This window comes from Saccharothrix sp. 6-C, from assembly GCF_016695385.1.
GTDB lineage: Bacteria > Actinomycetota > Actinomycetes > Mycobacteriales > Pseudonocardiaceae > Actinosynnema > Actinosynnema texasense.
Window position 1 is genome coordinate 2,579,151 of sequence record NZ_CP064192.1, and the last position, 24,423, is coordinate 2,603,573.

Annotated in this window: 24 protein-coding genes; 17 read left to right on the top strand and 7 right to left on the bottom strand. The window is 73.9% G+C overall.

What is annotated here, in order from left to right; genetic code table 11:
- The first annotated feature begins 71 nt into the window (after positions 1 to 71).
- Both IOD16_RS11705 and IOD16_RS11710 read left to right on the top strand, forming a co-directional pair.
- Entirely contained in the window at positions 72 to 632 is a 561-nt protein-coding gene (locus IOD16_RS11705) for an ArsR/SmtB family transcription factor (RefSeq protein ID WP_201440053.1), read from the top strand.
- Entirely contained in the window at positions 625 to 1,500 is an 876-nt protein-coding gene (locus tag IOD16_RS11710) for an SRPBCC family protein (RefSeq protein ID WP_201440054.1), read from the top strand. Before IOD16_RS11705 ends, IOD16_RS11710 begins: the two co-directional genes overlap by 8 nt.
- On the opposite strand, the gene IOD16_RS11715 is transcribed toward IOD16_RS11710, so the two are convergent.
- Positions 1,487 to 2,116: a response regulator gene (locus IOD16_RS11715; protein WP_201440055.1), complete on the bottom strand. Its 630-nt coding sequence runs from the start codon at positions 2,114 to 2,116 to the stop codon at positions 1,487 to 1,489. The two genes, IOD16_RS11710 and IOD16_RS11715, sit on opposite strands and share 14 nt — an antisense overlap.
- Complete coding sequence (locus tag IOD16_RS11720) at positions 2,113 to 3,078, bottom strand: sensor histidine kinase (RefSeq protein WP_236594914.1); 966 nt, start codon at positions 3,076 to 3,078, stop codon at positions 2,113 to 2,115. Before IOD16_RS11720 ends, IOD16_RS11715 begins: the two co-directional genes overlap by 4 nt.
- A gap of 139 nt (positions 3,079 to 3,217) precedes the next feature.
- On the opposite strand from IOD16_RS11720, the gene IOD16_RS11725 reads away from it, so the two are divergent.
- The 7 genes from IOD16_RS11725 to IOD16_RS11755 all read left to right on the top strand — a co-directional run bounded on the left by IOD16_RS11725 (position 3,218) and on the right by IOD16_RS11755 (position 8,526).
- Positions 3,218 to 3,724, top strand: coding sequence for a GlcG/HbpS family heme-binding protein (locus tag IOD16_RS11725; protein WP_201440056.1), 507 nt, complete (start codon positions 3,218 to 3,220; stop codon positions 3,722 to 3,724).
- Between the two features lie 174 nt (positions 3,725 to 3,898).
- Positions 3,899 to 4,885: a helix-turn-helix transcriptional regulator gene (locus IOD16_RS11730; RefSeq protein ID WP_201440057.1), complete on the top strand. Its 987-nt coding sequence runs from the start codon at positions 3,899 to 3,901 to the stop codon at positions 4,883 to 4,885.
- A complete protein-coding gene (locus tag IOD16_RS11735) occupies positions 4,882 to 5,853 on the top strand; it encodes a helix-turn-helix transcriptional regulator (protein WP_201440058.1) in 972 nt (323 codons plus the stop codon). Before IOD16_RS11730 ends, IOD16_RS11735 begins: the two co-directional genes overlap by 4 nt.
- Before the next feature lie 18 nt (positions 5,854 to 5,871).
- On the top strand, positions 5,872 to 6,138 hold the full coding sequence (locus tag IOD16_RS11740; protein ID WP_123742218.1) for a bacteriophage holin: 267 nt from the start codon (positions 5,872 to 5,874) through the stop codon (positions 6,136 to 6,138).
- Positions 6,131 to 6,523: a Sec-independent protein translocase subunit TatA gene (gene tatA / locus IOD16_RS11745; protein WP_201440059.1), complete on the top strand. Its 393-nt coding sequence runs from the start codon at positions 6,131 to 6,133 to the stop codon at positions 6,521 to 6,523. The genes IOD16_RS11740 and tatA overlap by 8 nt, the downstream gene beginning before the upstream one ends.
- Positions 6,524 to 6,643: 120 nt before the next feature.
- Positions 6,644 to 7,573, top strand: coding sequence for a twin-arginine translocase subunit TatC (tatC, locus tag IOD16_RS11750; protein WP_123742216.1), 930 nt, complete (start codon positions 6,644 to 6,646; stop codon positions 7,571 to 7,573).
- Between the two features lie 44 nt (positions 7,574 to 7,617).
- Positions 7,618 to 8,526, top strand: a complete 909-nt coding sequence (locus IOD16_RS11755) for a diacylglycerol/lipid kinase family protein (protein ID WP_201440060.1) — start codon at positions 7,618 to 7,620, stop codon at positions 8,524 to 8,526.
- On the opposite strand, the gene IOD16_RS11760 is transcribed toward IOD16_RS11755, so the two are convergent.
- A complete protein-coding gene (locus tag IOD16_RS11760; protein WP_201440061.1) occupies positions 8,510 to 8,995 on the bottom strand; it encodes a hypothetical protein in 486 nt (161 codons plus the stop codon). The genes IOD16_RS11755 and IOD16_RS11760 overlap by 17 nt on opposite strands.
- A gap of 151 nt (positions 8,996 to 9,146) precedes the next feature.
- On the opposite strand from IOD16_RS11760, the gene IOD16_RS11765 reads away from it, so the two are divergent.
- The 3 genes from IOD16_RS11765 (at position 9,147) to IOD16_RS11775 (ending at position 14,108) form a co-directional block, all read left to right on the top strand.
- Positions 9,147 to 11,909 (top strand): DEAD/DEAH box helicase, encoded by a 2,763-nt coding sequence (locus tag IOD16_RS11765; RefSeq protein ID WP_123742213.1) that lies wholly within the window; start codon positions 9,147 to 9,149, stop codon positions 11,907 to 11,909.
- 127 nt (positions 11,910 to 12,036) lie between these two features.
- A complete protein-coding gene (locus IOD16_RS11770; protein ID WP_201440062.1) occupies positions 12,037 to 12,744 on the top strand; it encodes a DUF4333 domain-containing protein in 708 nt (235 codons plus the stop codon).
- A gap of 143 nt (positions 12,745 to 12,887) precedes the next feature.
- Entirely contained in the window at positions 12,888 to 14,108 is a 1,221-nt protein-coding gene (locus tag IOD16_RS11775; RefSeq protein WP_236594915.1) for a GNAT family N-acetyltransferase, read from the top strand.
- Between the two features lie 73 nt (positions 14,109 to 14,181).
- Here the strand turns inward: IOD16_RS11775 and IOD16_RS11780 are convergent, their stop codons facing one another.
- A complete protein-coding gene (locus IOD16_RS11780) occupies positions 14,182 to 15,153 on the bottom strand; it encodes a 5'-3' exonuclease (RefSeq protein WP_201440063.1) in 972 nt (323 codons plus the stop codon).
- 416 nt (positions 15,154 to 15,569) lie between these two features.
- Between IOD16_RS11780 and IOD16_RS11785 the strand changes: the two genes are divergently transcribed.
- Both IOD16_RS11785 and IOD16_RS11790 read left to right on the top strand, forming a co-directional pair.
- Positions 15,570 to 16,697 (top strand): M24 family metallopeptidase, encoded by a 1,128-nt coding sequence (locus IOD16_RS11785; protein WP_201440064.1) that lies wholly within the window; start codon positions 15,570 to 15,572, stop codon positions 16,695 to 16,697.
- Positions 16,694 to 17,143: an Lrp/AsnC family transcriptional regulator gene (locus IOD16_RS11790; RefSeq protein ID WP_184688005.1), complete on the top strand. Its 450-nt coding sequence runs from the start codon at positions 16,694 to 16,696 to the stop codon at positions 17,141 to 17,143. The genes IOD16_RS11785 and IOD16_RS11790 overlap by 4 nt, the downstream gene beginning before the upstream one ends.
- 24 nt (positions 17,144 to 17,167) lie before the next feature.
- Here the strand turns inward: IOD16_RS11790 and IOD16_RS11795 are convergent, their stop codons facing one another.
- The gene (locus tag IOD16_RS11795; protein ID WP_236594916.1) at positions 17,168 to 17,917 is read right to left on the bottom strand and encodes an aminotransferase class IV; all 750 of its coding nucleotides are present in this window, start codon (positions 17,915 to 17,917) and stop codon (positions 17,168 to 17,170) included.
- Positions 17,918 to 17,995: 78 nt separating this feature from the next.
- Here IOD16_RS11795 and IOD16_RS11800 point away from each other — a divergent pair, with 78 nt between their 5' ends.
- On the top strand, positions 17,996 to 18,970 hold the full coding sequence (locus tag IOD16_RS11800; RefSeq protein WP_201440065.1) for a GlxA family transcriptional regulator: 975 nt from the start codon (positions 17,996 to 17,998) through the stop codon (positions 18,968 to 18,970).
- A 32-nt stretch (positions 18,971 to 19,002) separates the two neighbouring features.
- A complete protein-coding gene (locus IOD16_RS11805) occupies positions 19,003 to 19,629 on the top strand; it encodes a DJ-1/PfpI family protein (RefSeq protein WP_201440066.1) in 627 nt (208 codons plus the stop codon).
- 209 nt (positions 19,630 to 19,838) lie between these two features.
- On the opposite strand, the gene IOD16_RS11810 is transcribed toward IOD16_RS11805, so the two are convergent.
- Positions 19,839 to 20,783 carry an RNA polymerase subunit sigma-70 gene (locus tag IOD16_RS11810; protein WP_268957704.1) on the bottom strand — a complete coding sequence of 315 codons (945 nt, stop codon included), beginning with the start codon at positions 20,781 to 20,783 and terminating at the stop codon, positions 19,839 to 19,841.
- Positions 20,784 to 20,882: 99 nt separating this feature from the next.
- Here IOD16_RS11810 and IOD16_RS11815 point away from each other — a divergent pair, with 99 nt between their 5' ends.
- On the top strand, positions 20,883 to 22,079 hold the full coding sequence (locus IOD16_RS11815; RefSeq protein ID WP_201440068.1) for an MFS transporter: 1,197 nt from the start codon (positions 20,883 to 20,885) through the stop codon (positions 22,077 to 22,079).
- 3 nt (positions 22,080 to 22,082) lie between these two features.
- Here IOD16_RS11815 and IOD16_RS11820 read toward each other — a convergent pair whose 3' ends face one another.
- The gene (locus tag IOD16_RS11820) at positions 22,083 to 24,407 is read right to left on the bottom strand and encodes a tetratricopeptide repeat protein (protein WP_201440069.1); all 2,325 of its coding nucleotides are present in this window, start codon (positions 24,405 to 24,407) and stop codon (positions 22,083 to 22,085) included.
- Positions 24,408 to 24,423: the final 16 nt, after the last annotated feature.

The window sequence follows — 24,423 nt, forward strand, 5'->3', positions numbered from 1 at the left end:
GGCCACGCGGCCCGGGGTCTCTCCCGGCCCCATTGACAAAATAGATTTTTACGTACAACATGATTTTCGCGATGAGAGACGTCCTGTACCTGGAGCAGATCGAGCAGGCCGAGGCACTGCTCAAGCCGCAGCGCATCGAGGTGCTGCGGCAACTGGCCGAGCCGCACTCGTGCACCGAGGTGGCCGCGGCGCTCGACCAGACCCCGCAGCGGGTCTACTACCACGTGAAACGCCTGGTCGAGGCCGGTCTCGTGACGCAGGTGACCGAGCGTCGCGTGCGCGGCGTCAACGAAGGCGTGTACCAGGCCAGTGCCCGCTCGTACTGGCTGTCACCGGGGCTGGTCGGCCGCCTCGGGCTGCGCCGCGCGCAGGACGAGCTGAGCCTGGGACACCTGCTGGACCTCGTGGAACAGGTCCAGGCGGACATCGCGGGCCTGGACCGGACCCGGCCCGAGCTGCCGTCGCTCGGCGTGTCGGGCGAGATCCGGGTGCGCCCCGAGCAGCGGCAGCGGTTCTTCGACGACCTGAAGACGACTTTGCAGGACCTGTTCGCCCGCTACGGCGGCGCGGAAGGCGACGCCTTCCGGCTGGCCGTGGCGTGCTACCCGACCGAGGAGCAGACCGATGAGTGAGACCGTGGTCCTTCGCGCCCGCACCACCGCGCCCGTCGACCGGGTGCGCCGCGCCCTGACCGACGCCGGCGAGCTGGGCACGTGGCTGGCCGAGCACGCGACCGTGCGACTGCCCGACCGGTTCGAGTTCTGGGGCCGCCACACCCCCGAGGGCGACGCGCCGCGCCAGACGCTGCGGCACGTCGACGACGACTCGCTGCGGTTCGACTGGGCGATCGGCGGCGAGGACACCACCGTCGAGATCGGCTGGGCCGAAGAAGGCGGCGACACCGTGGTCACCGTGTCGCAGAGCCACTTCCCGGGCTGGGGCGCGGCCGTCGCGGAGACCAGCGTGCTCGGCTACCTCTACACCTACTGGTGCCTGTCGCTGGCCAACCTGGTCGACCACGTCGAAGGCCGCCCGCTGACGCCGAAGGTGGACTTCGCCACGACCGAGATGCGCGGCGAGGTGCTGATCGGCGCGCCGGTCGCCGCGGTGGCCCACTCGCTGGTCGACGCCGAGGAGTACTCCCGGTGGTTCGGCGCGAAGATCGACATCGAGGCGTGGGAGGGCGGCCGGGTCGCCATGGGCGGCCTGGAGCTGAACCCGCAGCCCGCGAAGGTCGTCGACTTCGAGCCCGGCAAGCGGATGGGCGTCGACTGGGGCGGCATGGTGTCGACCTGGGAGCTGGCCGAGTCCGACGGCGGCACGCGGCTCACGTTCGTGCAGAGCGGCTTCGACACCGGGCAGCCGCCGTACGGCGCCTGGGCGGGCTGGCTGTCGGGCGTGGCGGAGCTGCGCCGCTTCCACGAGCTGCCCGTCTGGCGCCCGATCTGGCTCCGGCCCGACGTGCCCGGCCTGCCCGAGGGCATGCTCACCGAGGGCTGAGGCGGATCAGCTTCAGCTCGACGGCGGTCCGCACGGCCGCCGTCCGGGTGTCCACGCCCAGCTTGTCGAAGATCCGCACCAGGTGCGTCTTCACCGTCGCCTCGCTGATGAACAGGGCCTTGGCGATCTCGCGGTTCGACAGGCCGCGGCCGAGGTGGTCGAGGATCTGCACCTCGCGCTTGGTCACCGACGGGGTGGCCGCGGGCCGGAGCAGGCGGCGGGCGATGTCGGGGGACAGCACCGTGCGGCCCGTCGACGCCTGCCGCACCGCGGCGGCCAGCTCCTCCGGCGGGCAGTCCTTGAGCAGGTAGCCGGTCGCACCCGCCTCGACCGCCCGCACCACGTCCGCGTCCGAGTCGTACGTGGTCAGCACCACCACCTGCGGCGGGTCGGGCAGCGCGCGCACGCGCCGGGTGGCCTCCACGCCGTCGACGCCCGCGCCGAGCTGGAGGTCCATCAGCACCACGTCCACACCCCCGCGCGCGACCAGGCGGACCGCCTCCTCGCCCGTGGCGGCCTCGCCGACCACCACGAAGTCACGGGCCAGCAGACCGGCCAGGCCGAACCGGACCACCGGGTGGTCGTCCACCACCAGCACCCGCAACGGCCCGGTCACGGCGTCGGCACCCGCACGGCCAGCACCGTGCCCTCGCCCGGCGCGCTCTCCACCGCCACCGTGCCGCCCAGCTCGGCGACCCGGTCGCGGATCGCGTCCAACCCGTAGCCGCGACCCGGCTCCGGGCGGACCGCGGCCGGGTCGAACCCGCGGCCGTCGTCGCACACGTCGAGCGTCACCGCGTCACCCAGGTACGTCAGCGTGATGACCGCGGCGGTGGCCTCGGCGTGCTCGCGGACGTTGGCCAGCGCGCCCTGCGCCACCCGCAGCAACGCCACCTCCACCGGCACCGGCAGCGGGTACGGCTCACCCTCCACCTCGACCCGGTCGCCCAGGGCGCGCAACGCGTCGGTCAACGTGCGGCCGCGCAACGGCGAGAGGTCGCGGACGAACCGGCGCGCCTCGGCCAGGTTCTCCTTGGCCACCTCGCGGGCGCGGTCGGCGTCCCCGAGCTCGAGCAGCAGCCCGATGCTGGACAGCCCCTGCGCGAGCGTGTCGTGGATCTCCCGGGCCAACCGCTGCCGCTCCCGCAGGACACCGGCCTGCTCCAGCAGGCGACGGCGGTCGAAGAACACGGCGGCGGTGATCACCGCGACCCCGACCGGCCCCAGCACCAGGCTCGGCTCGACCACCTCGGCCAGCCGCACCTGCGCCAGCACCGCGGCGGCGGTCAGCACCGCGGCCAGCGGCACCGCCACGCGCGGGCGCAACTGCCGCAGGCACTGGAAGAACAGCGGGATCGCGCACCAGCCGAAGCTCGGCGCCAACCACACCACCACCAGCCACAACGCCAGCACCGCGGGCAGCGCCCCGGTCCACCGCACCCCGAACGGGTAGGCCGCGCCCAGCACGACCGCGGTGACCAGCACGACGGGCACGACGCCGTGGTACGCGACGTACCGCGCCGCCGACGCCGTCAGCAACGCGTAGAAGCCCGCGTGCATCGCCCGGTGCAGCCACACGACGCCGACCTTAGGCCAGGTTCCTGCCTACCGGGTCAACCGATGGGTTGACCCCGGTGTCGACCGGAACCACCAGGTCGCGACGGTGCGGCCCCGCCAGGCTGGAGCACGACGGGAACCGGACGAGGAGGGTGTGGCGATGCGCAAGACCACGATCGCGGTGCTGGTGGCGTTGTCCGTGGCGGGCTCCGGCGGGTACGCGGTGGCCGACCGGCAGCACGGGCGCAGCGGCGTCGCGGTGCGGACCGCGACGACCATCACCGTCGACGCGGCCGTCGAGGCGGCCCAGGCGGCGCTGGACGCGGCCGAGAAGGAAGGGCAGCGCGTCACGGTCGCCGTCGTCGACCGGGCCGGTGACGTGGTCGTGCTGCTGCACGGCGACGGCGCCGGACCGCAGAGCGAGGAGTCGGCGCGCCGCAAGGCGTTCACGTCGGTGTCGTTCAACGCGCCGACGTCGGTGCTGGCGGGCCGCGTCACCGGCGCCGGCGCGACCCTGCGCGACATCCCCGGCACGCTGTTCCTCGCCGGTGGGGTGCCCGTGGTGGCGGACGGCGCGCCGGTCGCCGGCATCGGCGTCGGCGGCGCGCCCAGCGGCGACCTGGACGAGCGCTTCGCCCGCGCCGGCCTCACCGCGATCGGCGGCTGACCCGACCCGACGCTCTGACCTGCGTCGACGGGGCGTCTCCCGGGTGGAACACGACCCGGGAGACGCCCCGAAGGGCGTCGGCGCGCGGCCCGGCAATCGGCTGAACGGACCATTCACCCGCCTTCCTGGCGGGGATGGCGTCACCGGGTGTTCGTCCGGGGTTAGGGTTCCGGTGTGGCCATCGCACGTGCCGAACGGCTCGTCAACCTGGTGCTGTGCCTGCTGTCGACCCGGCAGTACCTGACCGCCGAGCGCATCCGCGCCATCGTCCCCGGCTATGCCGACGCCGCGACGGACGAGGCGTTCTTCCGCATGTTCGAACGCGACAAGACCGAGCTGCGCGACCTCGGCGTGCCGCTGGAGACCGGCCGCAGCACGGGCTTCGACGCGATCGACGGGTACCGCATCGCCCGCCGGGACTACGAGCTCGGCGACATCGACCTGGAACCGGACGAGGCCGCCGCCGTGGCGCTCGCCGCCCGGCTGTGGGACTCGCCGCAGTTCACCGGCGCCGCGCACGGCGCCCTCATCAAGCTCCGCGCCGCGGGCGTCGACGTCGACCAGGACGTCCACGTGCCGGTCGAGCCGAAGGTCCGCACCAGCGAACCCGCGTTCCCGCCGCTGCTCGCGGCCGTGCAGGAAGGCCGCGTGGTCGAGTTCGACTACCGCCGCCCGGCGCCGGTCGAGGTGCGCGCCCGCACCGTCGAGCCGTGGGGCGTGGTCGCCTGGCGCGGCCGGTGGTACCTCGTCGGGCACGACCGCGACCGCGACGCCCCCCGCTGCTTCCGGCTCTCCCGCATCGTCGGCGACGTCCGCGCGGTCGGCAAGGCCGGCGCGGTGGGCCGGCCCGACCAGTTCGACCTGCTGTCGTTCGTGGTCCGCAACCAGCCCGCCGCCGACCAGCCACCCGCCACCGCCACGCTCTGGGTCGCCCGCGGCCGGGCGCAGGGCGTGCGCCGGCGGGCGAAGGTCGTCGGCTCCCGGGACTTCGACGGCGAGCCCGGCGACGTGCTGGAGATCGAGCTGAGGTTCCCCGACTCGGCCGCCGGGTGGATCGCGGGCTTCGGCCCCGACGTGGTCGTGCTGGAACCGGGAGTGCTGGCCAGGACCGTGCGGGAGAAGCTGCTCGGCGCCCTGCGCGGCGCGGGGGTGCGCGCGTGAACGCCGCCACCGACCGGCTGCCCCGGCTGCTCGCCCTCGTGCCCTACCTGCTGGCCCGCCCCGGCATCCCGATCGACGAGGTCGCCGCCGACTTCGACGTCACGCCCAAGCAGATCCGCAAGGACCTCGAACTGCTGTGGATGTGCGGCCTGCCCGGCTACGGCCCCGGCGACCTGATCGACCTGTCGTTCGAGGGCGAGACGGTCACCGTCACCTTCGACGCGGGCATGAGCCGCCCGCTGCGCCTGACCGCCGCCGAGGCGACGTCGCTGCTGGTGGCGCTGCGCGCGCTGGTCGAGACGCCCGGCGTGGCCGACCAGGACGCCGTGCAGCGCGCGGTGGCGAAGATCGAGGCCGCGGTCGGCCAGGCGCAGCCCGCCGGCGTGGCCGTGGGCCTGGCCCTGCGGGAAGCGCCGGAGACGGCACGCGTGCGGGACGCGGTGTCCGACGGCGTGCGCCGCGGCCGGGCCCTGCACCTGCGCTACTACACGCCGTCACGCGACGAGATCACCGCGCGAGTCGTGGACCCGATGCGGATGCTGCTCGTGGAAGGCCGCGGCTACCTGGAAGCCTGGTGCCGCGCGGCGGACGGCGTCCGCCTGTTCCGCCTCGACCGGATCGACGCCGTGGACGTGCTCGACGAGCCCGCCGCCCCGCCGCCGCACGCCACGCCCACCGACACGTCGGAGGGGTTGTTCCAACCGGACCCGTCGCAGCGCACGGCCGTGCTGGTGCTCGAACCGGACGCCCGCTGGGTGGCCGAGTACTACCCGACCGACGGCCTCGTCGAGCTGCCCGAAGGCCGCGCCAGGGTGCTCATGCGGTACGCCGACACCGCCTGGATGGTGCGGCTGCTGCTCGGCTTGGGCGGCGAAGCGCACGTGGAGCAGCCACCCGACCTGGTGGCCGAGGTCACCCGGCAGGCGGAGGCGGCGTTGCGCCGGGCGGATCACCTCCCGGCAACCTAGGGCAAGTACGGTGGTGCCGTGCCGTACTTGCCGAGCCTGGTGCTGATCGCCCTCGGGGTGGTCGTGCTGGTCCTGACCGCGGTCCGAGTCATCCGATCCTTGCGTCGCTTCCGCGCGGCAAGCACTCTGGTGGGTGACAGGGTCGGCGATGGCGTCGGTCTGCTGCGAGCGCGCTCCGCCGCGCTCGGGGTGGCCCTCGCCGAACGGCGTCCGGATCACGCCCGCGAGGGCAAGCCCCGCGTACCATCGGTGGACCGGGGGAGACAGGAGGACAACCGTGCCTAACCTCGGACCAACCGAGCTGATCATCATCGCCGTGGTGATCATCCTGCTCTTCGGCGCGAAGAAGCTGCCCGACATGGCGCGCTCGATCGGCCGCTCGGCGAAGATCCTCAAGGCCGAGACCAAGGGCCTGCGCAGCGAGGACGACTCCCAGCAGCAGGGCGCCACGACGGCGCAGCAGGTCCCCGCGCCGCAGCAGCTGCCCGCCGCCCAGCCGCAGGTGGCCCCGCAGCCGGTCGCGCCGCCCCAGGTCGCCCAGCCCGTCGTGGCGCAGCCCGTGCAGCCGCAGGTGGCGCAGCCCGTCGTGGCGCAGCCCGTGCAGCCGCAGGTGGCGCAGCCCATCGAGCAGACCGCGCAGAACCTGCAGAACAAGCAGAACACCAACTAACACCGCGTCAACGAGAGCCTAAGGACGGTCCGCACGGTGGGGGCAAGTCCGGTCCGGTGGTGGGCCCAGCGCCGGGAGCGCCGCAAGATCACGAGTCGCCGGGCCAACCCGGACGGCACCATGTCGTTGAAGCACCACCTCTACGACCTGCGGCACCGCCTCGGCCTGGCGCTGCTGTTCATCGCCTGCGGTGCGGTCTTCGGCTTCATCTGGTGGAGCTGGCAGCCCTTCGGCCTGCCCAGCCTCGGCCAGATCGTCATCGACCCGTACTGCGGCATCCCGGAGACCCAGCGGCTCACCCAGGAGGGCAAGGGCTGCCAGCTGCTGCAGACCAAGCCGTTCGAAGTCTTCATGATCCGGCTGAAGGTCGGCGCCGGCGCGGGCATGGCGGTGACCGCGCCGCTGTGGCTGTTCCAGCTGTGGCGGTTCATCTCGCCGGGCCTCTACGCCAAGGAGCGGCGCTTCGCCGTCGTCTTCGTGGCGTGCGCGTCCGTGCTGTTCATCGCGGGCGCCACGCTGGCGTTCTACGTCGTGCCGCAGGGCCTGGCGGTGCTGGTCGGCTTCGGTGACGACCGGTTCATCACCGCCCTCACCGCCGGCGAGTACGTCAGCTTCGTCATGACGCTGCTGCTCATCTTCGGCGTCAGCTTCGAGCTGCCGCTGATCGTGGTGATGCTCAACCAGGTCGGCGTGGTCAGCTACGAGAAGCTGAACAAGTGGCGGCGCGGCATCATCTTCGGCCTGTTCATCTTCGCCGCCATCGCCACCCCGGGCACCGACCCGATCTCCATGGTCGCGCTGGCCGTGGCGCTCGTGCTGCTGTTCGAGGTGGCCATCCAGCTCGCCCGGGTGCACGACCGGCGGGTCGAGCGCCGGCGCAAGGCCGAGGGCCTGGACGACGTCCCGGACGACGAGGCCGCGCCGTTCGACTACACGCCGTCGGAGGTCGAACCTCCGTCACCCGAACCGGTGCCCACGCCGGAACCGGTGCCGACCCCGGAACCGGCGCCGGAACCGCCCGGCCGGGTGCGCTACGACGACGTGACCTGAGCGAGATCACCCGATCCGGTGAAGCCTTTGTAGGCTTCGGCACCATGTCGACGTCAACGCGGGCGGCCCTGCTGGTGTGCCCCGCCTCGGGCAAGGGCAGGGCCGCGCGCATGGCCGGCACCGTCGCGGAACGGCTGCGCGGCGCGGTCGACCGGCTCGACCTGCACGTGGCGCCCACCGCCGAGGGCACCACCGAAGCCGCTCGGCGCGCGGTCGCCGACGGCGTGGACGTGCTCGTCGTCCTCGGCGGCGACGGCGGCGCGCACCTGGCCCTCCAGGCGTGCGCCCAGTCCTCGACCGCACTGGCCGTGGTGCCCGCCGGCACCGGCAACGACCTGGCCACCGCGCTGGGCACCGCCTCGGTGGACGACGTGGTGGTCGCGTTGCGCGAGGGCCGCCGCGCCCGGTTCGACCTCGGGCGCGTGGAGCACGGCCCCTGGTTCGCGACCGTGCTGTGCGCGGGCTTCGACTCGGCGGTCAACGAACGCGCGAACGCGATGCGTTGGCCCGCCGGGCCCCGCCGCTACGACCTGGCGATCCTGGCCGAACTGGCGGCGCTGCGACCCCAACGGCTGGTCGTCGAGACCGAGGACGACGTGCTGGAGCTGGACGCGCTGCTGGTCGCGGTCGGCAACACGACCAGCTACGGCGGCGGCATCCCGGTGTGCCCGGACGCCTCCGCGACCGACGGCCTGTTCGACCTGACCGTGGTGCGGGCCGCGCCCCGCCGCACCCTGCTGCGGATGCTGCCCACGCTGCGCACCGGCCGGCACGTGGAGCACCCCGCCGTGCGCACGCTCCGGGCCCGTTCCGCCCGGCTGTCCGGGCCGACGTGGGTGGCCTACGCCGACGGTGAGCGGCTCAGCCGCGTGCCGTTGACGACCACGTGCGTCCCGGGGGCGCTCACCGTCGTCACCGGCGCCGGCCGAGCGCGCGTCACCGGTGCCGGCTGAGCACGTCGCGCTTGCGCCAGGACGCGTGCGGCTCGGCCCTGCCCCGGTCGAACAGCCAGCCGGCGACGGCCAGCACCCCGTCCGCGGCGTCCAGCGGGCTGTCGTGCGCCGACTCGACGGTCTCGATCTCGTGCCGGCCGCAGTCCCGGATCGCGTCGCAGCGCACCGAGATCTCGCCGTCCACCTGCCACGGCGGAGGCGGCCGGACCACGTTGCGGTGCGGATCGCGCGGCAGCGAGACGTGCACGTGGAAGGACACCTCCTCGAGCTCGGCGAGGGCCGACAGCCCCGCGTAGGGCGCGCCGGGCAGGTGGTCGAACACCAGCCCCGCGCCCGGTCTGCCGAGCAGGCCCGCCAACCGCCCGATCCGCGCCTCGGCCAGCCTCAGCACGGCGAGCACCGGGTCGACCTCGACCAGGGCGGGGAACACCCACCTGAGATCGCCCTCCGACAACGGGATCGCTTCCACGTCTGTCGAGTCTGCCGCACGCTTAGCCCCTATGGTCCCTATAGCTTCAGTGTTGACTAAAAGAGCGGGTCCGGGACGCATCCTCCCGACGATCCGGGGTCCGCTGCGGATCTGAAGCGATTTTGTCGGTCCCGTGTGACAGCCTGGACAGGTGTCAAGCACTCCGCGGTCTCCAGCCGACTCGTACGCGGACTTCCGCCGCCGCTCGTCCCGACCCAAGCTGGCCGACTTCCTGGGGGTCATCTCGTTCGAACTCGACCCGTTCCAGGAACGCGCCTGCGAGGCGTTGGAGGACGGGCACGGCGTGCTGGTCTGCGCCCCGACCGGCGCCGGCAAGACGGTCGTCGGCGAGTTCGCCGTGCACCTGGCCCTCTCCGAGGGCCGCAAGTGCTTCTACACGACGCCGATCAAGGCCCTGTCGAACCAGAAGTACGCCGACCTGGTCGCCCGCTACGGCGCCGCGAAAGTCGGCCTGCTCACCGGTGACACCTCCGTCAACGGCGACGCGCCGATCGTCGTGATGACCACCGAGGTCCTGCGCAACATGCTCTACGCGGGCTCCTCCACGCTGAACACCCTCGCGTACGTCGTCATGGACGAGATCCACTACCTGGCCGACCGGTTCCGCGGCCCGGTGTGGGAGGAAGTGATCCTGCACCTGCCCGAGTCCGTGCGGCTCGTCGGCCTGTCCGCCACCGTCAGCAACGCCGAGGAGTTCGGCGAGTGGCTGGTCGAGGTGCGCGGCGACACGACCGTCGTGGTCGACGAGCACCGGCCCGTGCCGCTGTGGCAGCACATGATGGCCGGCGGCCGGATGATGGACCTGTTCGCCGGCGAAGGCCCCGACGGGCACAACCGCATCAACCCCCAGCTGCTGCGGCACACCGAGGACCTGTCCCGCTTCCACGTGCCGTGGAGCCGCAACCGCAACAACAAGGACCGGGGCCGGCCGCCGCGCGGCTCCGGGTTCAAACCGCCCTCCCGCGTCGACATCGTGCAGCGCCTCGACGGCGCGGGCCTGCTGCCCGCCATCGACTTCGTCTTCAGCCGCGCCGGCTGCGACGCGGCCGTCCTGCAGTGCGTGCGCTCCGGGCTGCGGCTCACCTCCGTCGACGAGGTCGAGCGGATCCGCGCCGTCATCGAGGAGAAGACCAAGGACCTGCCCCAGGGCGACCTGATGGTGCTCGGCTACTGGGAGTGGCGCGAAGCCCTGGAACGCGGCATCGCCAGCCACCACGCCGGCCTGCTGCCCGCGTTCAAGGAAACCGTCGAGGAGCTGTTCGTCAACGGCCTGGTGAAGGTCGTGTTCGCCACCGAGACGCTCGCGCTGGGCATCAACATGCCCGCCCGCACCGTCGTGCTGGAAAAACTGGTCAAGTACAACGGCGAAGCGCACGTCGACCTCACCCCCGGCGAGTACACCCAGCTCACCGGACGCGCGGGCCGGCGCGGCATCGACGTCGAAGGCCACGCCGTGGTGGTGTGGCAGCCCGGCGTCGACCCGAAAGCCGTCGGCGGCCTGGCCTCCACCCGCACCTACCCGCTGCGGTCCTCGTTCCGGCCCGGCTACAACATGGCCGTCAACCTGGTCAACCAGCTGGGCGCGGCAGCGGCCCGGGACATCCTCGAGCAGTCGTTCGCCCAGTTCCAGGCCGACCGGTCGGTCGTCGGACTGGCCCGCCGCATCGAGCGCAACCGCGAAGCCCTCGACGGCTACGCCGAAGCGATGACCTGCCACCTGGGCGACTTCACCGAGTACGCGTCACTGCGCCGCCGGGTCGCCGAGCGGGAGAAGGCGTTGGCGCGGCAGAACACCTCCGCCAAGCGGGCCGAGGCGGCGCAGTCCCTGGAGCGGCTGCGCAAGGGCGACGTGATCGCCGTGCCGTCCGGGCGCCGCTCCGGGCTGGCCGTCGTCATCGACCCCGGCCTCGAACCGCTCGGCGAGGCGCGCCCGTTCGTCGTGACCGAGGACCGGTGGGCGGGCCGGCTGTCGTCCGCGGACTTCCCCCTGCCCGTGGAAGTGCTCGGCAAGATGCGCCTGCCGAAGCAGGTCGACACCCGCTCGCCCAAGTCGCGGCGCGACCTCGCGGCATCGTTGCGCGCCACCGGGATCGTCGCCCCGGCCATGCGGAAACGCCGCTCCACGGCGGACGACGACGCGGAACTGGCCACGCTGCGGCGGGCGTTGCGCGCGCACCCGTGCCACGGCTGCGAGAAGCGCGAGGAGCACGCCCGCTGGGGCGAGCGGTACCACCGGCTGCTGGCCGAGACCGAGCAGGTCGAGCGCAAGGTCGCGGCCACCACCCACTCGCTGGCGCGCGAGTTCGACCGGATCCGCGGCCTGCTGCGCGAACGCGGCTACCTGCACGTCGAGGAGAACGGGCCCGGCGAGGAAGTCACCGCCCACGGCAAACGGCTGACCAGGCTCTACAGCGAGTCCGACCTCCTGGCCGCGGAATGCCTGCGGCACGGCGTGTGGCGCGACCTCGACCCGGCGGAACTCGCCGCCGTCGTGTCGGCGCTCGTGTACGAGGCCCGCCGGGACGGACCGCTCGAAGCCAGGCTGCCACCGGGCAAGGTGGCGGACGCCCTCACCGCGACCGCGCGGCTGTGGGCCGAGCTGGAGGACGACGAGCGCAGGCACCGCCTCGACCGGACCCGCCAGCCCGACCCGGGCTTCGCGTGGGCCGTGTACCGGTGGGCGCGCGGCGAGTCGCTGGAGAAGGTGCTGTCCGCGGCGGAGGAGAACGGCTCCGAGCTGGGCGCGGGCGACTTCGTGCGGTGGTGCCGGCAGGTGATCGACTTCCTGGACCAGATCCGGGACGTCGTCGGCGGCGGTGATCCGGTGGGCGCCGCCGCGCGGAAGGCGGTGGACGCGTTGCGCCGCGGGGTGGTGGCGATGGCCACCGTTTGACAAAGCTTTGCGGGGCGGGTGGGTACTGTCAGCACACCTGTGGTTTGATCGCGCCCGCAAGCCTTGAACAGCTTGTCCAGTTCGTTTTCAGACCGACCTTGTCCAGACCGACCGTCGGAGGCCGAGCATGACCAGTCCGTACGGACCGTCCGGAGGGAACGACCCGCAGCCGCAGTGGGGCCAGCAGCAACAGCCCTACGGTGGTGGGTACCCGGGCACGCCGTCGGGTGGTTTCCCCGCTCAGCAGCCCAATCCCTACGGGCAGCCGGACCCCTCGCAGCAGCAGCAACAGCAGCAGTGGGGGCAGCAGCCGGGTCAGCAGCCGTACACGCAGCAGTACCCCGCCGGGTACGACCCGAACAACCCGCAGTCGAACCCGTACGGGCAGCCGCAGCAGGGCCAGTACGGCCAGCAGCCGGGCCAGTTCGGCCAGCCGGGGCAGCCCGGCCAGTTCGGCCAGCAGCCGGGTCAGTACGGGCAGCCGGGGCAGTACGGCCAGCCGCCCGCGCCGAAGAAGTCCAGCGCCGTGCTCTGGGTCGTGGTCGCACTGGTCGTGCTGGTCGTCGCGGCCGTCGGCATCACCGGATTCGTCGCGCCGGGGTTCTTCAACACCAAGGTCTTCGACCAGGCGGCCGTGCAGAACGGCGTCGTCGGCGTGCTGAAGGACGACTACAAGATCTCCGACGTCGAGGGCGCGACCTGCCCCGCCGAGCAGGAGGTCAAGCCGAACACGACCTTCGAGTGCAAGGTGAAGGTCGGCGGCAAGGACAAGACGGTCAAGATCACCGTGAAGACCGAGGACGGCGAGTACGAGGTCGGCCAGCCCGCCGGCTGACCTCCCGGTCCACCCCCGCCGTCCACGCGGGGGTGGCCTCGTGCTTTCCCTCACCCTCCGGCCCTCACCCTCCGGTGGGACGTGCATTCTCGGGCGATGGAACTCGTTAGCGATGCGAGCGACCTCTGAGGCACCATGCCGGGGTGACCGACCACGACATCCGCGTGCTGGACGACTCCCAGTACCGGACCGCCCACACCCTGTTCCGCGGCACGCTGCACCACACGGCGGCACCCGACGACCAGTGGGCGTTCGCCCGGGAGTCCTACGACGAGGGTCGCGCGTTCGGCGCGTTCGCCGACGGGGAGATGATCGGCACGCTCCAGTCGTTCCCGTCGCGACTGGCCGTGCCGGGCGGCGCCGTGCTGCCGCACGCTGCCGTGAGCCGGGTCGGGGTGCGGGCGGACTGGACGCGCCGCGGCGTGCTGAGCGCCCTGCAACGAGCGCAACTGCGGGCACTGCGGTCGGCCGGCGACGTGATCGCCACCCTGCGCGCCTCCGAGACCGCCATCTACGGCCGGTACGGCTACGGCGTCGCCACCAGGTACCGGGCCCTGCGCATCGACCGGCTCAAAGCCGCGCCGCGCACCCGCCCCGTCGGCCGGGTGCGGCTCGTCGAGGGCGAGGCGGGGGAGCGGATCGCGCGCGGCCTGTTCGACGAGCTGTCACCGGGACGCGCGGGCACCATCGCCCGGTGGCCCGCCTGGTGGAGCCTGAACGTCCGGCGCGTGGCGGCCGAGGAGAACGTCAAGATCGCCGTCCGATCCGGCACGTCCGGCACGTCCGGCGAGGACGACGGCTACGTGGCGTTCAAGGTCGTGCCCGGTTCGCACGACCCGAACGAGGGCAAACCGACCACGCTGATGGTCCTGGACTTGTGGGCGCGCAACGCCGAGGCGTGGGCCGACCTGTGGCTGTTCGTGCTCGGCATCGACCTGGTGGCGGAGATCTCCGCGTTCGGCAGGCCGCTGGACGAGCCCGTGCAGTGGCTCCTGGGCGACCGGCGCGCGTGCCGGATCGTCGACGAGGCCGACGAGACGTGGCTGCGCCTGCTCGACGTCCCCACCGCCCTGGCCGCCCGCACCTACCGCCAGGCCGAGCCGGTCGTCCTCGGCGTGCGTGACGCGTACCTGCCGGAGAACGCGGGCTCGTACCGCATCACGGCGGACGGCGCGACCCGGGTCGACGACGCGCCCGAACTGGTGCTGGACGTGGACGTGCTCGCCTCCGCCTACCTGGGCGACGTGTCGTTCACCAGCCTGGCCACCGCCCGCCGCCTGGACGCCCCGACCCCCACCGCCCCCGCCCGAGCCGACGCGCTGTTCGCGGTCTCCACCCCACCCTGGAGCGGCACCTACTTCTAGCCCGCCCACCACCGCCGACCCGCGTGCCACCTGTCACTGGTGACTACCGGCTGATGCCGGCGCGGCTTTGCGGCTAGCGACGTTCCAGCGCGGACAGCAGCCTGGGCAGCGAGCTGCCCAGGCCCCAACGCCGGGTCAGCTCGGCGACGCGGTCCGGGTCGACGGGAGCGGGCGGCACGGCGTCCGGGCGGTCCATGACGATCTTGGCGTCGGTTGCCACGTCGACCACGGTCGGTGCGACGGCGAGGTAGTCCTGCGCGTTGAGCAGGGCGGTGCGGGCGCGGGTGGTCAGCTTGCGGTCGCGGCCGTCGTGCACGGCGTCCAGGACGGCTTGCAGCGAGCCGAACTCGCTGATCAGCTTCGCGGCCGTCTTCTCGCCGATGCCGGCGACACCGGGCAGGCCGTCGGACGGGTCGCCGCGCAGCACGGCCATCCCGGCGTACGCGCGTCCGGCGTCCTCCACGGGCAGCGCGTACTTGGCGGCCAGCTCCTCCGGTCCGAGCAGCTCGGCCTTGGCCCAGCCGCGGCCGAGGTACAGGACTCGCACCGGGGTCGGCTCCTCGCGCACGACCTGGAACAGGTCGCGGTCGCCGGTGATCACCTCGACCGGGTCGGTGGTCTCGCGGGCGGCGAGGGTGCCGATGACGTCGTCGGCCTCGTAGCCGTCGGCCTCGGCGGTCGCGATGCCCACCGCGTCCAGCACGTCGAGGATGATCGGCACCTGCGGGGTGAGGGTGTCGGGCACTTCCTCCTCGCCGTCGGTGGCTCCCTCGGCGACGCGGTGCGCCTTGTAGGACGGCAGGGCGGCGACGCGGAACTCCGGGCGCCAGTCGGCGTCCAGGCAGGCGACCAGGCGGCTCGCCTTCCGCTCGGTGATGACCTTCGCGATCGTGTCGACGAACCCGCGCACCGCGTTGACCGGTGTGCCGTCCGGTGCGGTCATCGACTCGGGCAGCGCGTAGAACGCCCGGAAGTACAGGCTGGCGGCGTCCATCAGGACCAGCGGGTTGCTCACCCGGGACAGCTTGCCAGAGTCCTCCGACATCGCGGACCGGTCTGCCCGGTCCTGTGGACAACTCCGGGCAACTGTTCCGGCGGGGCCGGTTCAGGTGCGCCTGATGAGGGGAGGGAAGGAGAGAGGGGGAGGGAAGGAGGAATGGGGAGGAGGGGGTAGGGAGGGGAAGGGGTGTGGGAGCGGGGTGGGAGGGGGGTGGGAGGGGGCGGGGGTGAGTGGGGTTGGTGGGCATGGGGGTGGTTGCGGCGGGCCTCGTTGTTTCAACCGACGTTTCACCAGGTCGGAAACGGCGTTATTTTGCGTGGGATTTTCGACGATCACCCGGTCGTGGTTGAGGGGCACGGGAAATGGCAGGTGAGGTGGGGTGCTGACCCGAACGAGGGACGGGGAGGTCGGCGCGGTGGCTTGTGGCGTGGGACGGGGCCGGCACCACTAGGCTGCCCTGCATGTCGACCCAAGTTGGGCCCGTCGACGTGGACGCCCTGCGCGCGCGCCTCGACCGGGCTACCGCTGCCGCTGCCATCGCGGGCGTTGACGCGTTGCTCATCGCGCCCGGTTCGGACCTGCGCTACCTCCTCGGCGCGGGCGGCACGTCGTTCGAGCGGTTGACCTGCTTGGTGGTGCCGGTCGGCGGGTCGCCGGTGCTGGTGGTGCCGAAGTTGGAGCACCCCGGCTACGCCGCCGTCCCCACCGACGAGCTCGGGGTCGAGGTCGCCACCTGGGTCGACGGCGAAGACCCGTACGCCCTGGTCAAGAAGGCTTTGAAGGGGAACCGGACCGCGGTCTCCGACATGATGCCCGCGCTGCACACGTTGCGGTTGCGGGATGTCGTCGGGGGAGAGCAGGTGTTGGCCGGGCCGGTGCTGCGGGAGCTGCGGATGCGCAAGGACGCGGCCGAGGTGGCCGCGTTGCGCAAGGCGGGCGCGGCGATCGACCGGGTGCACGCGCGGATGGCGGAGTGGCTGCGCCCCGGTCGCACGGAGGCCGAGGTGGGGGCCGACATCGCCGCCGCGATCGTCGCCGAGGGCCACGTGCTGGCCGAGTTCGTCATCGTCGGCTCGGGCCCGAACGGCGCGTCGCCGCACCACGACCTGTCCGACCGCGTGATCGAGGCGGGTGACGTGGTGGTGGTCGACATCGGTGGCCCCGTGGCGGAGGGCTACCACTCCGACTCCACCCGCGACTACGTGCTCGGCGAGCCGCGTGACGCGGACGTGTGGGAGACCTACGCGGTCCTGCAGGCCGCGCAGCGGGCCGCCGTCGACGCGGTGCGGCCCGGCGTGACCTGCGCGGCGGTGGACGCCGCCGCGCGCGACATCATCGCCGACGCGGGTTTCGGCGAGTACTTCGTGCACCGCACGGGCCACGGCATCGGGCTGGACGTGCACGAGGACCCCTACATCGTCGGCGGCAACGACCTGCCGATCGAGCCGGGCATGGCGTTCAGCGTCGAACCCGGCATCTACCTGCCCGGGCGGTGGGGCGCGCGGATCGAGGACATCGTGATCGCCACCGCCGACGGCGTGGAGAGCGTCAACAACCGACCGCACGAGCTGGTGGTGTTGCCCACGTGACGAACCTGGAGCCGATCGACCGGGCGATCCTGCGCGAACTGGCCGCGGACGGCCGGTGCAGCTTCACCGACCTCGCGGAACGGGTCGGGCTGAGCGTGTCCGCCGTGCACCAGCGGGTGCGGCGGCTGGAGCAGCGGGGCGTGGTGCGCGGCTACGCGGCGCGGCTGGACGGCGACGAGGTCGGCCTGCCGCTGACCGCGTTCATCTCGCTGACCCCGATCGACCCGGCGGCTCCGGACGACTACCCGAAACGGCTGGAGCACCTGCCGCAGATCGAGGCGTGCTACTCCGTCGCGGGTGACGCGTCGTACGTGCTGCGGGTGCGGGTCGCGTCGCCGACGGCCTTGGAGGAGCTGCTGAGGCAGATCCGCGAGGTCGCGAACGTGTCCACCCGCACCACGGTCGTGCTGTCCACGCCGTACGAGGACCGCCCGCCCGCGGTCTGACCGGGAGCGCGTCGCACCGGCCGCTCAGACGGGGTCGGCGGGGATCGCGTCGTAGGCGCCCTGGACGCGGGCGAGGGCTTCGGCGTCCACGGTGAACTCGACGTCGTCTATACGCGACACCGCGACCACGCCGATCGAGTTGGCCAGGAACGCGCCCCGGTACCGGCCCACGTCGGCGAGCCGCACCGGCTCGCGCCGCGACGGCAGCTCCCGTTCCAGCAGCTGCATGGTGACGCCGTGCAGCCAGTCCGCCCGGGGCCACACCACGCCGTCGCCGTCGAAGAACGCGATGTTCGCGATCGAGCCTTCCACCACCACGCCGTCGCCGGTGAGCAGCGCGTCGTCGTAGCCGGCCCGGACGGCGCGGCGGGCGTGGTGCCGCTGCCCGAAACCGCCGAGGTGCTTCACGTGCGGCAACGGGCGCGTGTAGTCGACGGCCATCAGGCGTCGCGGCGTCGCCGGGGACGTGACCGGCGGGCGCACCACGACCATCACCGACGGTGAGTCGAGGCCGGACACGACGACCCGCACGGCCGCGTCACGCACGTCGTCGGCCAGCGCGTGCGAGATCAGGTCGCGGACCCGGTCGCCGGGCAACGGCGCGTCGTACAGCTCCCGGTTGGCCTGGTCGAGCCGGCGCAGGTGCAGGGGCAGGCCCTTCACCCGGCGGTCGCGGACCTGCATGGCGGTGAAGTGCCCGTAGTTGGCCAGCAGACCGGGCACGACCTGGTCGGCGGTCGGCGGTCGGCCCTCGATCTCGATCCTCGGCAGCACGGGCACGACCGTAGCGTGGCGGGAATCGAGGGTCGCCGGTCGTTGCCGCCGTCCCGGGGGCCGGAGAGGGTGGGCGGTGTGGAACGCGAGGTGCTGGTGGTCGGGTACGACGGTGCGGCGCTGACCGACATCGGCGGCCCGGCGGACGTGTTCGACGGCGCGAACCGGGCGCTGGCGGCCGACCGGGCGAACGGCGGCTACCGGGTGCGGTTGGCGGGGGTCGGCGGCGGGTTCGAGGTGACCGGCGGGTTGCGGATGGCGGCCGAGGACCTGCGGGAGGTGTCCGGAGGGGTGGACACGGTCCTCGTGGTCGGCGGTTTCACGTTCGCCGACGCGGCCCGCGACGCCGAGCTGCTGCACCACCTGCGGCGGGTCGCGGGCGGCGCGCGGCGGGTGGCGAGCGTGTGCACGGGCGCGTTCGTGCTCGCGGCGGCCGGGCTGCTGGACGGCGCGCGGGCCACGACGCACTGGGCGTTCTGCGACCGGCTCGCCGCCGAGCACCCGTCGGTGGACGTGGTGCCGGACGCGATCTACGTGCGGGACGGGCGGCTGGCCACGTCGGCCGGTGTCACCGCGGGCATCGACCTCGCGCTGGCGCTGGTGGAGCGCGACCACGACGCGGCCCTGGCCCGCCTGGTCGCCCGGTGGATGGTGGTGTTCCTGCAACGCCCCGGCGGCCAGTCCCAGTTCAGCGTCCGGTCGCGGGTGCCGCCGGTGCGGGAGCCGGGGCTGCGGGCGGTGCTCGACGCGATCACCGACGACCCGGCGGCGGGGTGGACGGTCGAGGGGATGGCCCGCCGCGCCGCGATGAGCCCCCGGCACTTCGCCCGGGTGTTCCCGCGCCGGGTCGGCGTGTCGCCCGCCCGGTACGTCGAGCGGGTCCGGGTGGAGGCGGCCGCCGGGTTGTTGGAGTCCGGCGACGAGGGGTTGGACGTCGTCGCCAGGCGCACGGGTTTCGGCTCGGCGGAGACGCTGCGCCGGGCCTTCCTGCGGGTGCTCGGCGTGACGCCGGGCGGTTACCGCGACAGGTTCCGCGCCACCGGTGCGGCCTGAGGCAGCGAGACCGAGGATCGAGGGGTGTCGACGTGGACGTGGCTTTCGTGCTCTACCCGAGGATGACCGCGCTGGACCTGGTGGGGCCGTACGAGGTGCTCGGCCACCAACCGGAGGTGACCTCGCACTTCGTCGCCGCCTCACGCGAGCCGGTGACCACCGACGCAGGGTTGGTGGTCGTGCCGACGGCCACGTTCGCCGAGCTGGACCGCGCCGACGTGATCGTGGTGCCCGGTGGCGGCGGCTGGGCGGAGGTGCTGGAGGAGGGGGTGGTCGCGGCGTGGCTGCGCGTGGCGCACCCGACCGCGACCTGGACCGCGTCGGTGTGCAGCGGGTCGACGCTGCTCGCGCAGGCCGGTGTCCTCGACGGCCGCCCGGCGACCACGCACTGGGCGTTGCGCGACGAGCTGGCCGCCCGGGGCGCGGTGGTCGCCACCGACCGGGTGGTGGTCGACGGGTCCGTCGTCACCGGCGCCGGGGTGTCCGCCGGGATCGACCTGGCGCTCACCCTCGTCGGGTTGATCTGGGGCGACGAGCGGGCCCGGTTCACCCAGCTGCTCATCGAGTACGACCCCGAGCCGCCCTACCGGGCCGGTTCCCCCGAGTCGGCGCCCGCCGAACTCGTCGCCCTCGCCCGCGGCGTGTTCGCGGGGCGCTGACCGGGTCACCGCGGCCAGCACGGCGGGCTGCCCGCCGTGCCGGCGCAGGACCCGCAGCGGCAACCCGGCCAACGCCAGCACCGAGCCCTCCCCGAACAGCTCGCCGTCCAGGTCGAGGGTGCCGCTGAGCACGATCACCAGCGCGTCGCGCCACTCGTCGGGGTCGTACGGGTCGGCGCCCGCGACGGTCACCAGCCGGACGTCGAAGCTCACAGCGCCGCGGGGAGGCCGAAGAGCGGGAACCGGTCCGACGGGAACGTGGTGATCTCCGCGATCACGCCGTCCTCGATCCGCAGCACGTCCAGCGCCACGGGCCGGAAGTGCTCCTCGCCGGGCTTGCGGGCGTAGTTGGCGAGGGCGGGCTGGCGGTTGGCCCACGTCTGGACCACCTTCCACTCGCCGAACGCCTGCGGGCCCACCATCACCGACGCGCAGATGTCCATCACGGCGTCCCGGCCGAGGTGCCACTCGGGCTGCGGCGGCATCGTCCAGGTGACGTCCTCGCGCAACGCCGCGGCCATCAGGTCCAGGTCGCAGCGCTCGGTGGCCTCGACGAACCGGCGGATCACCGCCTTCTCCTTCGGGTTCGGCCCGCCCGTCCAGTCGGCACGCCGTTGCGGCAGGTGCTTGCGCATGGTGACGCGGGCGCGTTGCAGCGCGCTGTTCACCGCGGGCACCGTGTCCTCCAGCAGCGCCGCCGTCTCGCTCGCCGGCCAGCCCAGCACGTCCCGCAGCACCAGCACCGCCCGCTGCTTGGCGGGCAGGTGCTGCACCGCGGCCAGGAACGCCAGCTCGATCGTCTCCCGCGCCACCACCTCCACGTGCGGCTCGGCGTCCAGCAGGGCGTCGGGGAACGGCTGCAACCACGGCACGTCGGCCACCGGCACCTCCTCGGTGACGCCCTGCGCGGGCCTGCGGTTGATCACGTCGAAGCACGCGTTCGTGGCGATCCGGTAGAGCCAGGCGCGGAACGACGACCGGCCCTCGAACGTGTCGCGGGCGCGCCACGCCTTGAGGAACGTCTCCTGCACGAGGTCCTCGGCCTCGTCGAACGAGCCGAGCAGCCGGTAGCAGTGCACCCGCAGCTCGTGGCGGTACCGCTCGGCCTCTCGCGTGAAGTCGACCGTCATCTGCTCAACCTCGCTCATGGTCACCCTCCGGGCTTGTACGGTGGCGTGCCGGTCGCACGCCGCACAAGTTGTGACTCGGCGGGCCCGGGAAACTCATCGGTCGCCGTGGGATCGGGGGAGCAGGTGGTCGGGGGCACGGGGTTCCGCGCGGTGTTCGCGGTGCCGGAGTTCCGGGTGTTGTGGTCGGCCGCGGTGCTCTCGACCGTGGGCGACCAGCTGGCCCGGGTGGCGTTGTCGGTGCTGGTGTTCCAGCGCACCGGGTCCGCGGCGTGGACCGCGGCGACCTACGCGTTGACCATGCTGCCCGCGCTGGTGTCGGGGGTGCTGCTGACCGGGCTGGCCGACCGGTACCCGCGGCGGACCGTGATGGTGGTCGCCGACGTGGTGCGGGCCGTGCTGCTGGCCGTGATGGCGGTGCCGGGCGTGCCGTTGCCGCTGGTGGCGGCGCTGCTGGTGCTGTCGCAGCTGGCCGAGCCGCCGTTCGCGGCCGCGCAGGGCGCGCTGCTGCCGTCCGTGCTGGGGGAGAGGTACGAGGCGGGGCAGTCCGTGCACCTGATCACCCACCAGGCGGGGCTGCTGCTGGGGTTCGTCGGCGGCGGGCTGGTGGTGGCGTGGCTGGGCACGTCCGGCGCGCTGCTCGCCGACGGGGTGACGTTCGCGCTGTCGGCGCTGCTGCTGCGGTTCGGCCTGCGGCACCGCCCGGCGCCGGCGTTCGTGCCGGCCGCGCGGGCCCGGATCCGGGCGGGCGCCGCGCTGGTGTGGCGGGACCGCCGGCTGCGGCTGCTGGTCGGCCTCGGGTGGCTGGCGCTGTTCACCGTGGTGCCGGAGGGGCTGGCCGCGCCGTTCTCGGCGGAGGTCGGCGCGGGCGCGGCGGGTGTCGGCCTGCTGCTGGCCGCCGACCCGGCCGGGATGGTGCTGGGCACGGTGCTGCTGCGCTTCCTGCCCGCGTCGACGCGGGTGCGGCTGCTCGGGCTGCTCGCGGTGGCCACCGCGTTGCCGCTGGTCGGGTACCTGTTCGCGCCGGACCTCGTCGGCGCGGTGGCGTTGCTGGCGGTGAGCGGGGTGTTCAGCGCGTACCAGGTGACGGCGGGCGCGACGTTCGTGCGCCTGGTGCCGGACGAGCAGCGCGGCCAGGCGTTGGGCTTCGCCCGCAGCGGCCTGGTCGCCGCGCAGGGCGTCGGCGTGGCCGCGGGCGGCCTGCTGGCGTCCGCGACGGGCTCGGCGGGCGCCGCGATCGCCGTGGCGGGCGTCGCGGGCACCGTCCTGGCCCTCACCGCCACCGCCGCGTGGTCCCGCGTGGCGCCGGCCGCGGTCGCCTGACGGTCAGGGCCGGGGGACGTCGCCCGGCCAGGGCAGCGCCGGCGTGTGGCGGCCCGCCAGCGTGGCCAGGAACGAGCCGGTGTGCGCCGTGGTCGGGTGGTCGGGACCGCGGACGTCCCGGAGCAGCGTCCGCGTGCGGCGCAGCGTGCGCGACGCCCACCGCAGCCGGGTGGCGTCGTCCCGCGCCAGGGCGAGCCGGCCGACGGCGTAGGCGTGCAGCTGCCGGGCGAGCAGGGCGTCGGGGTGGCGGCGACCCAGGTGCCGTGCCCGGCCGGTGGCCAGCAGGTGGAACTCCTCCGCCGCCTCGTCCCACCGGCCCTGCCAGGCCAGCGTCTTGCCCAGGCTCTCCCGCGTGTCGAGGGTGTCGGGGTGGTCGGCGCCGATCAGCGCGGCGCGGTCGGCCAGCACCGCGCGGTAGCCGCGCTCGGCCTCCGGCCAGCGGCCCTGCATGCCCACGCTCCAGCACAACATGCAGCGGGTGTGCAGGATGTCGATGTCGTCGTGGTCCAGGCCCGGCCGGGCGCGGCGCCGGTCCCGGACGGCGCGCAGCTCGTGCTCCGCGTGCGCCCAGTCACCCCGCCGCCCGGTGGTCCACGCGAGGTCGTGGCGGGTGTGCAGGGTGTCGGGCCGGTCGGCGCCGCCGGGCAGCGCGCCCTGCGCCGCCAGCACCTCGCCCAGGACCCGCTCCGCCTCGGCGAACTCGCCCAGCTCCCGCAGCGCCCACCCCCGCACGTGCCGCAGCCGCAGGTAGGCCGGGTCCGCGTGGCAGCCCAGGTCGCGGGCGACGGCCATGGCCCGCACCACGAGGTCCTCGGCCCGCCGCTCGGCGCGGCTCCACAGGTACGCGGTCGCGCACGTGGTCACGCAGTCGAGCAGCCGCACCCGGTCCCGGTGGTCGAGGAGCGGGCCGACCTGCGCGAGCAGGTGGTGCACGTGCGGGGTGAGCAGGTGGAACCTCGGCCAGTGCGCCGCGGTGCCGACCCGCAGCGCGTCGACCGCCGCGCCGATCGCGGCGACCGCGACCCGGCGGGTCCGCGCGGGCCGGGGGTCGCCGGGCGCGAGGGCGTTGAGCACCGCGCCGGTGACCTCGGCGATGAACGGGTGCACCCGCACCGCCGGGACGTCGCCGCCGTCCTCGGGGCGTTGCGCCAGACCGACCGAGGCCAGGCCGCGCAGCCCCGTGAAGATCGTCTCCAGGTCGCCGGCCGGTGACGGCTCGAGGTCCAGCCGGCGGGTGAGCAGCCGCCGTCCCGGCGCCTCCGGGTCCACCGCCGTGAGCAGCTCCTCCGGCACCGGCGCGCCGGGCGCGTAGCAGGCCAGCAGCCACAGCAGCTCCCTGGCGTGAGGCAGGCCGCTCGCGGCCAGGGCGTCCAGCGACAGCTCCCACGTCTGGCCGACCAGGTCGCGGCGGCCCCGGTTCGAGGACAGGTCGAAGACGCCCGCCACGCCGTCGACGTCGACCGCGTGGCGGTACCGGTCGAACGTCGGCCAGGCCACGAAGTCGCCGCCCAGGTACAGCCCCGCCATCCGCAGGGCCAGCGGCAGGCCGCCGAGCCGGTCGGCGAGGGCGTCCGCCGCCCGCTCGTCGCCCGCGCGCGGCGCGAGGTCCAGCAGCACGCGCGCGCTCGCCGCCCGGTCCAGCGGGCCGATCGGGGTCGCCTCCACGTGCCCCGGCCAGCTCGACCGGTCGTGCCGGCGCGACGTCACCAGCACCAGCCCGGTCGCGGACTCGCGGACCCAGCCGGTGCCGTCGGGCGGGCCGAGCAGCTCCGGCACGTCCGCGTTGTCGACGACGAGCAGCCAGCCCGGCTCGATCCGCTCGAGCCGCCGCCAGACCAGGTCGGCGACGTCGCCGAGGCCCGCGACCCGGTGCGCCCGGATCGCCTCCTGGTGGGCGACGCCGAGACCGAGGTCGCGGGCCAGGCCGACCAGCCCGCCGGACAGGTGCTCCTCGGTGACCGCGCTGATCCACCAGACCCGCCGCCCGTGCTCCCGCTGCGCCCGCCGGGCGACGATCCCCGCGACCGTCGACTTGCCCATGCCGCCCGCCCCGACCAGCAGGCGCGGACCGCCGGGCCGCGGGTCGAGCACCCGGTCGAGCAGGTCGGCCAAGACCGCCTCCCGCCCGTGCGCGACCGGCGGGCCGGGTTCGGTCGGCACCGCGGTCGAGATCCCGGTGACGACCCAGTCGTCCCCGGGCCGGGCGGCCGGCCCGTGCACGTGCACCTCGCCGATGGTCCCCGCCTGCACCGCCGCCCCGGTCACCGCGCCGGACAGCGAGTTGGCGGTCGTCGCGACCTCGCCGGGTAACCCGGGTCCGTCCTCCATCGCGCCCCCTTCGCCG